16 protein-coding genes and 1 riboswitch are annotated in these 12,787 nt (G+C 57.7%); of the genes, 6 read left to right on the top strand and 10 right to left on the bottom strand.

What is annotated here, in order from left to right:
• The 10 genes from RT018_RS00920 to RT018_RS00875 form a co-directional block, all read right to left on the bottom strand.
• Positions 1-90: hypothetical protein (locus RT018_RS00920; RefSeq protein WP_312938668.1), on the bottom strand; the 90-nt coding region annotated here is incomplete at its 3' end.
• Between the two features lie 462 nt (positions 91-552).
• Entirely contained in the window at positions 553-2,169 is a 1,617-nt protein-coding gene (locus RT018_RS00915; protein WP_312938648.1) for a Na+/H+ antiporter NhaC family protein, read from the bottom strand.
• A 65-nt stretch (positions 2,170-2,234) separates the two neighbouring features.
• Positions 2,235-2,408: riboswitch (Lysine riboswitch) on the bottom strand.
• 80 nt (positions 2,409-2,488) lie between these two features.
• Entirely contained in the window at positions 2,489-2,920 is a 432-nt protein-coding gene (locus tag RT018_RS00910; RefSeq protein WP_312938647.1) for a DUF523 domain-containing protein, read from the bottom strand.
• Complete coding sequence (locus RT018_RS00905) at positions 2,917-3,309, bottom strand: DUF3783 domain-containing protein (protein WP_312938646.1); 393 nt, start codon at positions 3,307-3,309, stop codon at positions 2,917-2,919. The genes RT018_RS00910 and RT018_RS00905 overlap by 4 nt, the downstream gene beginning before the upstream one ends.
• A gap of 50 nt (positions 3,310-3,359) precedes the next feature.
• A complete protein-coding gene (locus RT018_RS00900) occupies positions 3,360-3,857 on the bottom strand; it encodes an 8-oxo-dGTP diphosphatase (RefSeq protein ID WP_312938645.1) in 498 nt (165 codons plus the stop codon).
• A gap of 140 nt (positions 3,858-3,997) precedes the next feature.
• Positions 3,998-5,347: an APC family permease gene (locus RT018_RS00895; protein WP_312938644.1), complete on the bottom strand. Its 1,350-nt coding sequence runs from the start codon at positions 5,345-5,347 to the stop codon at positions 3,998-4,000.
• Positions 5,348-5,634: 287 nt separating this feature from the next.
• Positions 5,635-6,660 carry a rod shape-determining protein MreB gene (locus RT018_RS00890; RefSeq protein WP_312938643.1) on the bottom strand — a complete coding sequence of 342 codons (1,026 nt, stop codon included), beginning with the start codon at positions 6,658-6,660 and terminating at the stop codon, positions 5,635-5,637.
• 146 nt (positions 6,661-6,806) lie between these two features.
• Positions 6,807-7,493: a double zinc ribbon domain-containing protein gene (locus tag RT018_RS00885; RefSeq protein ID WP_312938642.1), complete on the bottom strand. Its 687-nt coding sequence runs from the start codon at positions 7,491-7,493 to the stop codon at positions 6,807-6,809.
• Entirely contained in the window at positions 7,490-7,738 is a 249-nt protein-coding gene (locus tag RT018_RS00880) for a helix-turn-helix transcriptional regulator (RefSeq protein WP_312938641.1), read from the bottom strand. Before RT018_RS00880 ends, RT018_RS00885 begins: the two co-directional genes overlap by 4 nt.
• Positions 7,739-7,897: 159 nt before the next feature.
• The gene (locus tag RT018_RS00875) at positions 7,898-8,806 is read right to left on the bottom strand and encodes a nucleoside recognition domain-containing protein (RefSeq protein WP_312938640.1); all 909 of its coding nucleotides are present in this window, start codon (positions 8,804-8,806) and stop codon (positions 7,898-7,900) included.
• A 125-nt stretch (positions 8,807-8,931) separates the two neighbouring features.
• Here RT018_RS00875 and RT018_RS00870 point away from each other — a divergent pair, with 125 nt between their 5' ends.
• The 6 genes from RT018_RS00870 to RT018_RS00845 all read left to right on the top strand — a co-directional run bounded on the left by RT018_RS00870 (position 8,932) and on the right by RT018_RS00845 (position 12,781).
• Positions 8,932-9,225 (top strand): YabP/YqfC family sporulation protein, encoded by a 294-nt coding sequence (locus RT018_RS00870; RefSeq protein WP_312938639.1) that lies wholly within the window; start codon positions 8,932-8,934, stop codon positions 9,223-9,225.
• Positions 9,218-10,408, top strand: coding sequence for a sporulation protein YqfD (gene yqfD, locus RT018_RS00865; RefSeq protein WP_312938638.1), 1,191 nt, complete (start codon positions 9,218-9,220; stop codon positions 10,406-10,408). The genes RT018_RS00870 and yqfD overlap by 8 nt, the downstream gene beginning before the upstream one ends.
• Before the next feature lie 235 nt (positions 10,409-10,643).
• On the top strand, positions 10,644-11,630 hold the full coding sequence (locus RT018_RS00860; protein WP_312938636.1) for a PhoH family protein: 987 nt from the start codon (positions 10,644-10,646) through the stop codon (positions 11,628-11,630).
• Positions 11,627-12,130, top strand: a complete 504-nt coding sequence (gene ybeY / locus RT018_RS00855) for an rRNA maturation RNase YbeY (RefSeq protein WP_312938635.1) — start codon at positions 11,627-11,629, stop codon at positions 12,128-12,130. The genes RT018_RS00860 and ybeY overlap by 4 nt, the downstream gene beginning before the upstream one ends.
• A gap of 90 nt (positions 12,131-12,220) precedes the next feature.
• Entirely contained in the window at positions 12,221-12,418 is a 198-nt protein-coding gene (locus RT018_RS00850; RefSeq protein WP_312938634.1) for a hypothetical protein, read from the top strand.
• Positions 12,419-12,460: 42 nt separating this feature from the next.
• A complete protein-coding gene (locus tag RT018_RS00845; protein WP_312938633.1) occupies positions 12,461-12,781 on the top strand; it encodes a hypothetical protein in 321 nt (106 codons plus the stop codon).
• The last annotated feature ends 6 nt before the right edge of the window (positions 12,782-12,787 follow it).

Genomic DNA, 12,787 nt, shown 5'->3' with positions numbered 1-12,787 from the left:
GAGCTTGTCGCAGAAGATGGGTGCCATATCTGCCGGGGTCACGGGCTTCAGCGTGCCCGGATGCAGAATGGGACGGTGGTCAGTCTTCATATCCGCGCGCACATTGTACCACTGCCTGGGAAGCTCCTGTTCGGTCAAATAGGTTTTGTACGGGATTTTGTGTTCCATAGTGTTCCCTTCCTTTCTGAAGCATTCGGCCGTATCAATGGCCAAATTAAAAATAAAAAAAGCTCTTGTCCCTGCAAATACTTGCAGGGACAAGAGCGATTTCACTCCTGTGGTGCCACCCGGCTTGACGCGGTACCCGCGCCCACTTTTCCGCACACTGTCATGTGCTGACCTTTTTTAACGAGGCGCCTTCCCCGTCTCCCCTACTGAGCTTCCGCCGTTCAGTTCACCCTTGCCGGTCCATTCGCCAAATCTGCCCGCGCCGCATTTCCACCATCAGCGGCTCTCTATACCGGGCTCGGATATGGGTACTCACTCCGGCGCTTCGGTTTGTTTTGATTAAAGCGTAGTATACCCGTGGTCGAAGCATTTGTCAATCGTTTTTTATAGCTTTTTGAAACGGGCTGCCACCGCCAACGTCAGCAGCATGAGCGCCACGCCCACGGGCAGCGCCAGCCATGGTGCGATTCCCGCGGTTGCAAAAGTGCCTGCCACGATATAGGTCACGCAGCTCACCGCCGCCGCCGTGACGGCGTAAGGCAGCTGAGTGGACACATGACTCACATGGTCGCACTTGGCCCCCGCCGAGGCCATGATGGTGGTGTCGGAAATGGGGGAGCAATGGTCCCCGCACACTGCGCCCGCCATGCAGGCGGAGATGCAGATGACGCTCAGGGGATTTCCGCTCTCCAGCGGAAACACGCTTAACACAATGGGAATCAGAATACCGAAAGTTCCCCAGGAGGTCCCCGTGGCAAAGGCCAGCAGGCAGCCGATCACAAACACAAGGGCGGGCAGCAGAAGCTGGAAGCTCTGAGCGGAGTTCTTCACCACGGCCGCCACAAACTCCCGCGCACCCAGAGAATCTGTCATGGCCTTCAGGCTCCACGCAAAGGTGAGAATCAGGATAGCCGGAACCATGGCCTTGAACCCCTCCGGAATGCAGTCCATCATTTCCTTAAAGCTCATCCGCCGGCGCAGCAGATAGAAGCCCATCGTAAACGTCAGCCCAAACGCGCTGCCCAGCAGAAGCCCCACGGACGCGTCGGACCTGGAGAAGGCGTCCACAAAGCTGGCGCCGGAGAAAAAGCCGCCAGAATAAATCATCCCCGTGACACAGCAGGCCACCAGCACCACAATCGGCGCCACTAAGTCCGCCACCGTGCCGCTGTCCGATACATTGCACTCATTCTCAGTGGCATAGGGATTTTTCCCAGAAAACAGATCACCCTTGTTGGCATTGGCCTCGTGGACGGACATGGGGCCGAAATCTGTTTTCATCACCACCAGGCCGACCATCATGAGGATGGTCAGCAGCGCGTAGTAGTTATAGGGGATGGCGCGAATAAACAGCGCAAGGCCGGATCCGTCGTCCACAAAGGCACTGACAGCGGCGGCCCATGAGGAGATGGGCGCGATGATGCAAATCGGCGCCGCCGTTGCGTCAATCAAATAGGCCAGTTTCGCCCGGGAGACCTTGTGGCTGTCCGTCACAGGGAGCATCACACTGCCAACGGTAAGACAGTTAAAATAGTCGTCAACGAAAATCAACATACCCAGCACAATGGTGGCAAGCTGAGCGCCCGTCCGGGTTTTAATGTTCTTTTGGGCCCAGCGGCCAAAGGCCGCGGAGCCTCCCGAGCGGTTCATCAGGCTCACCATTGCTCCCAAAATCACCAAAAACGCAATGATTCCCACGTTGTACCCATTTGAAAGGACAGAGACAATTCCATCCTGAAACACATGGGTGACGGTCCCCTCAAAGGAAAAGCCAGACCACAGCAGCCCTCCGGTGAGAATCCCCAGAAACAGCGAGGAATAGACCTCCTTGGTAGCCAGCGCCAGCGCGATAGCCACCACCGGGGGCAGCAGGGACCAGATCGTCTTGTAAAACACAGGGGCCGCGTCGGACCCCGCTCCGGCAGCAAAGGCGGGAACAGTTAGCAGGACGAAAAACACGGCGGCAAGAAGCGCCACCTTTCGGTAGGGTTTGTTCTTCATGGAAGCTCCTCCAAAAAAGCGAAGTCATGACTAAGCGTCATGACTTCATACCGCAAACCCGTACGAATCACGACAGCGCTCCGCCCCGCAGGGCGACAGTCCGGCGGATGTTCTCCGACGAACCGGCTCCGCCCCCTTCAGGCCACAGGGAACAAAACCTCGGCGACAGTCCCTTTCCCGTCTCCCCCTCGGCCTGCTTGGGAAACGCTACTTTTGACTGTCGCACCTCTATCATGCAATACGTCTAATTATAGCAAAACTTCTATAAAAGTCAACCTTTTGCGGCAAAAATCCGCCAATTACCCTAATTTCCCGGTGATTAATCGGGCAGCTCTTCCACGCGTGTCTCTCCGTATACGGCAATGCCCTCCGCCTTTAAAAGCGCTGCTGTCACGCCGTCCCCGGCGGTCAGTCCGCCGGAAAAGCCACCGTCGTGAATCACGCCGCTGCCACAGGAAGGGCTGCGCTCTTTCAACAGCGCCGCTTCGCAGCCAAACAGCCGCGCCAGTTCCAGCGTGGCCTGTGCGCCTCTTTCAAATTCCGCTGTCACTTCGGCGCCCTCCCGGGTGAAAACGCGCCCTTCCCGGCATTCGGCGGGTGAGCGGGGCGTGCACAACCCGCCCAACTGCTCTGGGCAAACGGGAATGCACTCGTGCTGCTCCAGCAGTGATTCGATTCCCGCAAGGCGGTTGGCCCCGCCGTCATATCGGCAGGGCAGGCCAAGCAGGCACGCAGAAACCAGCAGCCTCATTTCTTCTCCGCCTGTTCCCGCTTGCGGGCCTCGATTTCTCGCCGCTCGCGTTGCAGCTCTGCAAACAGGGCGATGCCATCCCACTCCTGATTCCATTTGGTAAGCACCGCCTTATAGCCCCCTGCTCCCACGCCCGCCTGGCGCAGAGCCGCCAAAAGCCCTTCCAACTGCTGCTCCAAATCACAGAAGACCATCATCTGGCCCCCCAGCTTTCCGGAAAATACGCCTTCCCGGGCTGGCCGAGTTTCTCGCCCCGCCAGTGCCCCAACGGGAGTGCGCCATCCGTCCCGGAAGACGGGCTTCACCTCTGCTCCAAAGGGACCCACAGCGGCCTTAATTAACAGAATATCGTTCAGCTCTTCAAACCCATATAGCAAAATCGTGCCCATACCTATGCTCCTTCCAATTCCGAATCTCGCCGGAAACATCCGACAATTTTTTAAGACAACCCCGTCCCGCCTTCCTTTGGAAGCTCTAATGGCTTGCCATTCAGGGCAGCCTCCGTCAGAGTCTGCCCCTCATAACGCAGCTTCAAGGAGAAAAAGGGCGCGTCGGACTCCAACAAATCAAGAAATATATTGTCCCCGCTCCACAGCGGCAACCTGCGCAGCTCTTTCTTACCAATCCAGCGCAGATCTCCCTCGTCGCACACGGTCTGCTCCCCCGTCCACGCGTCAGCCGTAAACAGATGCATGTACTCCCCTTCCCATTTGTCGGAAAGGAAGGTTACAAGACCTCGATAGCGCCAGCGGGTCAGTGTCAGCCCCGTCTCCTCCTTTGCCTCACGCAAGAGGCACTCCTCCGGGCTTTCTCCTTCCAGGAACTTTCCACCCACGCCAATCCATTTGTCGTGGTTTAAATCATGTTTCTTTTTCACCCGGTGGAGCATGAGGTATTCCTCTCCCCGCTCCAGATAGCACAGCGTGGTGTTTAACACAAAATCCCCCCACAGTCGTTTTTTTCATTATACCCCATTCCCTGCAAATGGCAAGACGAAACCGCCGGTCCCGGCGAAACGCACCCAATCGGCGCGCCCTTACCGAGACCGGCGGAACCTGTTTAAAATTCGCGCTGCGATCAGACGTTTTTACGGTAGAAGAAGCCGCCCACCAGCATAAACGCCGCGTAAACCACCAGATAGTAAAACACCTTTACACCATAGCCCGCAAATGCAGCATACACCATAAAGCCGCAGCCTCCCAGCCCCAGAGCCGGCATGACAAAGCGCTTAAACGCACCCAGCGTCCGCTCCTTGCGCATAAACTGAATAAACATGGCGATATACATGCCATACAGCGTGATAATGGGCAGCTCAGAGGAATCAAAGCAGAAGGGCCCGAACCAGCCTGCCGTCAGGTTTGCCCCGTAGAAATACAGCAGCCAGAACGCGGCGAAGAGCAGCGAGAGAATCGCGGAGTTGTTGGGCATGTTGGTCACCGGATCCACCTGCCGGAACATTTCAGGCTTGGGGCCCTGTCCCCGAGCGGCCAGCGCATAGAAGCAGCGGCAGTTGGCCAGCATCAGCCCATTCAGCGTCCCAAGGCAGGAAATTACAATCAGCACAAACACTACGGTGCCCGCAGCCTCACCAAACACCCGCTGATAGGCCATCTTTGCAGCGGCCTGTCCGCTGGCCATCAGCTCTTCCGTGGTTACCGCACCGTTGAGGCCGATGTAATACAGGATATACGTAATCACTACGATGAAGGACCCCAGTACCAGCGCGCGGGGAAGATTTCTTTTTGCATCCCGCAGTTCCGCGTTGATGGAGGTGGCCAGCACCCAGCCCTCATACGCAAACGCCACTGCCACGGTGGCCTTCATTAATCCCTCGCCGGAGGAAACGGTGGCGGCAGAGACAGTGGCAAAGTTCTGCGCCATCTGTCCGTTGACAAGACCCACGATGACGCCCACCACGCCCATCAGCAGCAGCGGAACCATTTTAATGACAGTGGTCGAAACCTGAAACTTTCCCGCGATGCGAGGAGACAGCGCGTTGAGTGCATAGTCTGCGCACAGGAAAAAGCAAGCCAACACAAGGCAGGATCCGCCGGTGATGTCCCAACCCATCAGTACGGAAAAGTACCGGGCGGAAACCCATGCCAGCACGCTGGTAAGGGCCGGGGTATAGATGGTGCTCATAAACCAGCCCATCAGATACGCATAGCGTTTTCCCACCGTCGCCTCGGCATAGTCCACCACACCGTTGACTTTTTCATAGCGATTGGCCATCGTTGCAAACACATAAGAGCACACAATCATAATTGCGCCCACAATCAGCCACGCCAGAATTCCCAAGGGCATATTGCCCCCGGTCTGCACCAACACCGCCTCCGCCTTGAAGAACACGCCAGAGCCGATGACGATTCCCACCACCATGCAGATGGCCGTGGGCAGGCCGTACTTTTTCTCTAATCCGTTTTCCATGCTTCCCTCCGTTTATTTGCTTTAAAGTGTTGAACTTAACCAATTTAACTTTCTTAGCATAGCAGACTATTGTACATTTCGCAAGATACTTTTTTTATTTACCATATTTTTTATTAGCCCCGCAGATTTTCCACAAGCCCCCTACAAACAGCAAAAGCCAAGGCCCCGGGGAGTAATTTCCCGGGGCCTTGCACTGCGCCGCCAGAAGGCGGCGGACCTTATTCTTGAAAAACGTGAACCTGCTCTTCCGCCGTCTAAACGCCTGTCCAGCGAAATATTTCCGGTTTTTAGTTCATCTGGCGGCGACGGCTCAGGTTCTGAGTGCCGTCCTGCATGTTGTTCAGCTCCTCCAGACTTTTGCCGGTGCCAAGCGCCACACAAGAGATGGCGTCCTCTGCCACCATGGTGTGAATGCCAGTCCGGGCGGCCACCAGTTTGTCAAACCCGGAAACGAGACTGCCGCCGCCGGTCATGACAATGCCGTTGGTGGAAATATCCGCCACCAGCTCCGGAGGCGTGCGCTCCAAAACGGAGTGGATGGCCTCCATAATCCGCTCCACCGGCTCTTCAAAAGCGTCCATCATCTCGGTGGAGCTGACGGTGATCACCTTAGGCAGGCCCGTCAGCAGGCACCGGCCCTTCACGTCCAGCGTCTCTTCCTCGTCCTTGGGGAAAACACAGCCGATTTTGATTTTCATGTCCTCTGCGGTTCGCTCGCCCACCAGCAGGTTGTGCTTGCGGCGCATGTATTTCACCACAGCCTCGTTGAGCTGGTCGCCCGCCACTTTAATGGATGCGGACTCCACAATGCCACTGAGGGAAATTACCGCGATGTCGGCGGTTCCGCCGCCGATGTCCACTACCATATGTCCGTCGGGCTTGGCAATGTCGATGCCGGCGCCGATGGCGGCCGCCACTGGCTCCTCAATGAGATAAACCTTCCGCGCGCCCGCCTGAATGCCCGCGTCGATCACAGCGCGCTCTTCCACCTCCGTGATGCCGGAGGGGATGCAGATAATCACTCTTGGCTTGAAAAAGGAGAAGCCCGCCACCTTCCGGATGAACTCCCGAAGCATCCGCTCCGTCATGTCATAGTCGGAAATCACGCCCTCGCGCAGAGGACGGATCGCAATGATGTTGCCCGGAGTACGGCCCAGCATGGCTTGGGCGTCCGAGCCGACCTGAAGCAGCTTCCCCGTATTTTTATCCAGCGCCACCACGCTGGGCTCGTTCAGCACAATTCCCTTGCCCTTGACGTATACCAAAACCGAAGCGGTACCGAGATCGATACCGATATCCCTTGCCATGGCCATGCCTCCACCTCATGCACTTTCCGCAGTATTCTCTGCCGTTCTTATGAAAATTATGAAAAGCGGCTTTCACCGCACACAATCATACGGGTACATTATATCGGCGAAGATGGCAGATTGCAAGTACATTCTGTAAATTATGAAAATTCTCAGCACTTTTTCGCCTGTTTTTTTGCAGCCTCTTTTTGGGGCTGGGTAAGGGCTGCCGCTACGCAGACTACGCTCGTCGCGCCGTCATCCTTCAGCGTACGGACACACTCCGTCAGCGTCGCGCCGGTGGTGCAGATATCGTCGACAAGCAAAATCCGCCGCCCCTCCGTCCGCGCCGCGGATGGGACAGTATACATCCCCAGCACGTTGGCCCGCCGGGCATCCGAGTCCCCGAGGCCCGACTGAGCCGGATTGTCTCCCATTTTCTCCAAAAGCCGCTCCGGGCGGATCTCCCACGCTTGGCAGGCAGCCTCCGCCAACAACCGGGCCTGATCATAGCCCCGCTCCCGCAGTCGCTTTGGCCCCACCGGAACCCATGTCACCACATCAAAGTTCCCCGAAAACTGCTCCGCTGCGCAGCGGGCCACCAGCATCCCCAGCGGTCCCGCCAGATGTGATTCTCCGTGAAACTTCAGGCGCAGCAAAGCCTCCCGCACCGTGCCTTCATAAAAAAGCGGCGCGGCGCAAATAAAGCCGCCCGCACCTTTGTGCAGACCCGCCTCCCCTTCCGTCCATGGCAGGGCTTTTTCGCAAGCTCCGCAGATCCCTGTGTGATCCACAACCCGGCGGCAGAAAGGGCATTTCGGGGGAAACAGCAGGTCCAGAATTGTATCCAACGCCTTCATCGCATCCTCCGCCCCCGGGGATAGGGAGTAGGCTCGTCCGTCAGCCCCACCAGATAGTCCACGCTGACACCGTAATACTCCGCCAGACGGACAGCCACGTCCAGCGGATAATTCAGCACGCCTATTTCGTACTGGCAATATGTGTTTTGCTTTACGTGCAGCACTTCTGCAACCTCTGTCTGCGTCAATCCCCGGTCAATCCGCAGACTTCGGATCCGCTCATATTTTAAAATTTCATTTCTCATGTCAATCACCTATTGGAAGTATATATATCTTGAAATAAGATATTCATTCGATATCTTAAAATCGGATACTTCATCCAGTTTTTAGCAGTAACGCCACAATCAACGCAACAGTCCGGGGAAACCGCCTCACAAAGTGCGGCTCCCCGGAAGAAATAGTTTTTAGCCCAACACATACCCCGCTGTCAGCAGCGCCAGCCCACCGGCGATGCCCGCTTGCACCGCCTTGCCCACAAGGCAATTGCGGGTGGAAAGACCGCTGTCTGCCAGCACTGCCAACGTTTGGCACAGCACCGACACGCCCCCCCAGCCCGCCAGCACTGACGCCAGAACAAACCCAGTCCGGTTGGCAGTTAGCTGAGGAATGACGGAAAATAACTCCACAAAGCCCACCGCCGCTGCGCCCGCAAGACCGGGTAGGCCCCGCAGAGGCCGGGCCAGTACATAAAATATGACGACAAATGCGCAGATGCCCAGAATGGAGTCCAGCGCCCGGCGGACCGACTGCACCACGGTCTGCGAAAACGGCACGGCCCGTGCCGTGATCCGCCGCCGCGACCCGCGCTGTTGCCCAGCCCCCCGGCGAAATAAGATTCCGGTCAATAACGCGGAAAGCACATGAATCAGCCATAGCCACACCCCCGTGTGGACGCTGCCAAACACCCCCGCGCCCAATACGCTGATGAGAAACGCCGGGTTTGCCGTGTTGCAAAAGGCCAGCAGCCGCTCCGCCTCGTCGGTACGCAGCAGCCCCTCCCGGTACAGCTCCGCCGTGGTTCTGGCCCCGATGGGATAGCCCCCCACCAAACCCAGCAACAGCGCGACCGCCCCTGCTCCGTCCACCCGGAACAGGGGCCACATTAGAAATTCCAGCCGGGGCGCCAGCACCTCGCCCACCCCAAGCATCACCAGCAAAGAGGTGGCGGCGAGAAAGAGGAATTGAGAAGGAATCACCGTCTCAGCGCACAGGGAAAGCGCTTCACTCACACTTTGGCGAACTCCCTCCGCGTCCGCCAGCAGCGCCGCCAGCCCCAGCGCCGCCGCAAGACACAATATCGCCCTCTTTTTCAACCCACCGCCCCCTCGGGACACATTATGCACCGGTAAGTTCGGTCATACCTGCCATCCGATGGAAAAAGGCTTGGCCCCCGGCAAGTTTTTGCCATCTCGCTCATAGAGTTGAGCGAGGTGAGACGATGGAAAAACGCAAGCGGCGGGACACGCCGCTGACGGAGCTGGCGGAGCTGTTTGACCTCCCCGGCGACGTGGTAGCGGGACTGTGCCATTTGGAAATGATCGGAGACAGGCGGCTGTTTGTGGAGCACCACAACGGCATTTTGGCTTACAGCGACCAATGCATTGATGTAAACACTCCCTGCGGGATTCTGCGTGTTTCCGGCCGGTGCCTGACGCTGGAGGCCTTGACGGGGGAAGAACTGCGCATTGGCGGAGCGGTGGAACGGGTGGAATGGGTGAAATCGGATGCTTGACGAGCTGGTAAACCGCCTACGGGGGCAGGTGCGGCTGCGGGTGGAAAGCTCCTTCCCGGAGCGGATTTTAAATCTGTGCGCCCAACGCAGACTGGAGCTGTGGGATGTGCGTTGGGAGAGCGCCGACACGTTTCTCTGCGTTCTCTCCCGGCGGGATTTTCGGGTTCTGCGTCTGCTGGTCCGGAATCTGGACTGCACGCTGCATGTACAAAAACGGGAAGGCGCTCCCTTTTTCGTGGGGAAATTCCGCCGTCGGCAGGCGCTGGCGGCGGGACTGGTGCTCTGCGCTCTGGGGCTGTTTTTCAGCAGCTTTTTCATCTGGGAGATTACGGTGGACGGCGCTGTGACAGTACCGGAGGAAAAAATTCTGCGCGCATTGGAAGAAAACGGCGTGGGCTTTGGTACGTTTGGCTTTTCCATTGACGGAGAGGATTTGCGCAACCACATTCTTTTGGAAGTTCCCGAACTGAGCTGGCTGACGGTAAATGTCTCTGGCTGCCGTGCCTATGTGCAGGTGCGGGAGCGAGTCCCCGCGCCGGAGCCGGTGGACCGCCGCGCTCCCTGCAATGTGACGGCCAGACGGGACGGTCTCGTTCTGGAGGTTCACGCTTTTTTGGGGAAAAAGTGCGTCAGTGTCGGGGACACCGTGGAAAAAGACCAGCTTTTAATTTCCGGCATTGAGGACTTGGATACCTTTGGCGCCCGCATCACCACGGCTGCCGGCTCCATCACCGCCCGGACATGGTATCGGTTGGAGGCAAATTTCCCCCTGACGATATCGGAAACCGGCGCCGCCGAAAAGGAAGAAACACGTCGGTCCCTGATTTTCGGAACACGGCGGATAAAATTCTATGGAAACAGTAGATATTTTGGGGCATTCTATGATAAAATGGTCACACGGAAGCGGGTGTCCGTGTTTGGTCTATCCCTGCCCGTGACGGTGGAGACGGAGATTTACCGTCCCTTCGAGCCCACGGTTCGGACCCGCTCGGCCCAGGAGACGGAGGCCGCGGGAGGAGAGGCGCTCACCGCACACCTCGCCTCTTTGATGGGCGATGATGGGGAAATTCGCTCCACCCTCGTTTCCTCCCGGCAGACGGGCGATGTGATGCGCGTCACGCTGACGGCGGAGTGCATTGAGGAAATTGGCCGCACCGTGCCGCTGGAGGCGGCGGCGGAGTAACCGGACCTTCGGTGTCTTAACGCCGCTTTTCGGGTCAATTTCGGTTTTTCTTCTTATGTGCACCCTTTTTAGCATTTTTCCAGAGCGCTTTGGGGAATCCTTTTCTTTAAAGCGTTTCTCTTTACGATTTTGTTTACGGCCGTCCCGGGGACGGCCGGTTTCCCCTGCGGGAAACCATCATTCAGATTCGGGCGGCGGGAACGCGCCGCCGCCCGGCAAACGGGAGTGGTCATATTTGGAACAGCGAATCAGCATTGAACGGCTGGAGCAGGCGGTGAACATTTTTGGCTCCTTTGATGAAAACATCCGTCTGGTGGAACAGGAATTTTCCGTGGCCGTGGTGAACCGGGATGGGGAGCTGCGGGTAAATGGCGAGCCGGAAAACGTTTTGCTGGCCGTGAAGGCCGTGCAGGGACTTTTGACTCTTTCCTCCCGGGGCGAGGCCATCGGAGAGCAAAACGTGCGCTACGTCATCTCTCTGGTTCGCACCGGTAAGGAGGGACAGATTGCGGAGCTGACCGGCGACGTACTGTGCATCACCGCCAAGGGCCGCCCCGTAAAGCCCAAAACCATCGGTCAGAAGCAATATCTTAAATCGGTGCTGAAAAACACGGTCACGGTGGGCGTTGGCCCGGCAGGCACCGGAAAGACTTATCTGGCGGTGGCCGCCGCCGTGGCTGCATTCCGGGACAAGCAGGTTAACCGCATCATCCTTACACGTCCTGCCGTGGAGGCCGGAGAGCGGCTGGGTTTTTTGCCCGGGGATTTGCAAAGCAAGGTGGATCCCTACCTCCGCCCGCTGTACGACGCGCTGTTTGATATGCTGGGCGCGGAGACGTACCAGAAATATCTGGAACGGGGAAATATCGAGGTGGCCCCTCTGGCCTATATGCGGGGCCGGACGCTGGATGACAGCTTCATCATTCTCGACGAGGCCCAGAACACCAGCCGGGAGCAGATGAAGATGTTCCTCACCCGACTGGGCTTCGGCTCCAAAATCGTCATCACCGGCGATGTAACCCAGATTGACCTGCCCTCCGACAAGATCTCGGGCTTGAAGGAGGCCATCCGGGTGCTGCAAGGCGTGGAGGGCATTGGCATCTGCCAGCTCACCAACGCGGACGTAGTTCGTCACGTCATGGTCCAGCGAATTGTGGAGGCCTATGAACGGGACGAGCTGGCCCGGCAGAAAAGTGCCGGGAGAAAGGCGAAACGGTCATGAGAAAGAGCCATTATATCCCCGTCACCGCCGACGTGCCGGGCGCTTCCAACGAAAAAACCTGCGCCCTTGTGCGCAAGGCGATTAAAACCGCCCTCCGAATGGAGGGCGTGACCCTGCCCTGTGAGGTGGACGTGCTTCTCACAGGGGACACAGGCATCCGCAAAATCAACATGGAACAACGGAAGGTCCCCACCCCCACCGATGTTCTGAGCTTTCCGGAATTTGACTTCACGCCGGGCGAGCCGCCCACTGCCGAAACCGCAGGGGACCTTCTGGATTTTACCGGACTGCTCCCTCTGGGGGACATGGTGGTCTCTATGGAGCGGGTGGCAGCGCAGGCAAAGGAATACGGGCATTCAAACCGGCGGGAGCTTGCGTATCTCGCGGTTCATTCCACGCTGCATCTGCTGGGCTATGATCATCTGGACGAGGGGCCGATGAAAGTCCAGATGCGGGCGCGGGAGGAAGAGATTATGAAGGAACTGGGTTTGGAAAGGTAGGCAGATTTCGTGGTTGGGAATTTTATCGGTCTTTGGATTGTATACCTTCTGTTTATCATTCTTGCTTTTTTCGGTTTAGGTGCGATGGGTATGCCGGATGAACCGCTTTGGAGTATAATCGTTCAGGCTGCCTTTTTCTCTCTGATGACATGTATTTACATGAAGCTGACCGAGCTCCACGCCAAACAGAAGGACATAGAAAAAAAGCTGGACACGCTGCTTTCCCAGCAAAATTCCCCTGCGTCGGACAGCCCGGAGACAAGCTCTCCGGACGGGCCGCCGGACTGACCGCCGGGGGCGCTTTTGCATACACTGTCCTGAGGTGATGGTATGGAACTCATTCAGGATGGCGTTCTCGCATTTCTGGCCGCAGTGGGGGTAACGAGCTGCGTCTGGCTGGTCGTCGGGGCGTTTCTCCCCAGCCGGTGCCGCAATCCCGAGGTACGGCTGATTCTTCCCCTGCGGGATGACGCGCCCACGCTGGAAGCCGACCTGCGGGAGCTGCTGCGCACCCGGCACACCCTGCCCTCGGCAAAAATTCTGCTGGTGGACTGCGGAATCACAGAGGAGGCACGGCAGACGGCGGAATACTTCTGCCACCTGCGCCGCAACGTGGAGCTGGTGGAGGCAAAGGATTTGCACTTTATCTGAGCAACC

The sequence above is a fragment of the Oscillibacter sp. genome, assembly GCF_032060045.1.
Taxonomy (GTDB): domain Bacteria; phylum Bacillota; class Clostridia; order Oscillospirales; family Oscillospiraceae; genus Oscillibacter.
This window is presented reverse-complemented; position numbering and strand designations above follow the sequence as displayed.

What these genes read in the sequence shown, in the direction of transcription:
- RT018_RS00915 (WP_312938648.1), bottom strand. Translation starts at nt 2,169, where the DNA reads ATGAAGAACAAACCCTACCGAAAGGTGGCGCTTCTTGCCGCCGTGTTT.
- RT018_RS00910 (WP_312938647.1), bottom strand. Translation starts at nt 2,920, where the DNA reads ATGAGGCTGCTGGTTTCTGCGTGCCTGCTTGGCCTGCCCTGCCGATAT.
- RT018_RS00905 (WP_312938646.1), bottom strand. Translation starts at nt 3,309, where the DNA reads ATGGGCACGATTTTGCTATATGGGTTTGAAGAGCTGAACGATATTCTG.
- RT018_RS00895 (WP_312938644.1), bottom strand. Translation starts at nt 5,347, where the DNA reads ATGGAAAACGGATTAGAGAAAAAGTACGGCCTGCCCACGGCCATCTGC.
- RT018_RS00890 (WP_312938643.1), bottom strand. Translation starts at nt 6,660, where the DNA reads ATGGCCATGGCAAGGGATATCGGTATCGATCTCGGTACCGCTTCGGTT.
- RT018_RS00885 (WP_312938642.1), bottom strand. Translation starts at nt 7,493, where the DNA reads ATGAAGGCGTTGGATACAATTCTGGACCTGCTGTTTCCCCCGAAATGC.
- RT018_RS00880 (WP_312938641.1), bottom strand. Translation starts at nt 7,738, where the DNA reads ATGAGAAATGAAATTTTAAAATATGAGCGGATCCGAAGTCTGCGGATT.
- RT018_RS00870 (WP_312938639.1), top strand. Translation starts at nt 8,932, where the DNA reads ATGGAAAAACGCAAGCGGCGGGACACGCCGCTGACGGAGCTGGCGGAG.
- yqfD (WP_312938638.1), top strand. Translation starts at nt 9,218, where the DNA reads ATGCTTGACGAGCTGGTAAACCGCCTACGGGGGCAGGTGCGGCTGCGG.
- ybeY (WP_312938635.1), top strand. Translation starts at nt 11,627, where the DNA reads ATGAGAAAGAGCCATTATATCCCCGTCACCGCCGACGTGCCGGGCGCT.
- RT018_RS00850 (WP_312938634.1), top strand. Translation starts at nt 12,221, where the DNA reads ATGCCGGATGAACCGCTTTGGAGTATAATCGTTCAGGCTGCCTTTTTC.
- RT018_RS00845 (WP_312938633.1), top strand. Translation starts at nt 12,461, where the DNA reads ATGGAACTCATTCAGGATGGCGTTCTCGCATTTCTGGCCGCAGTGGGG.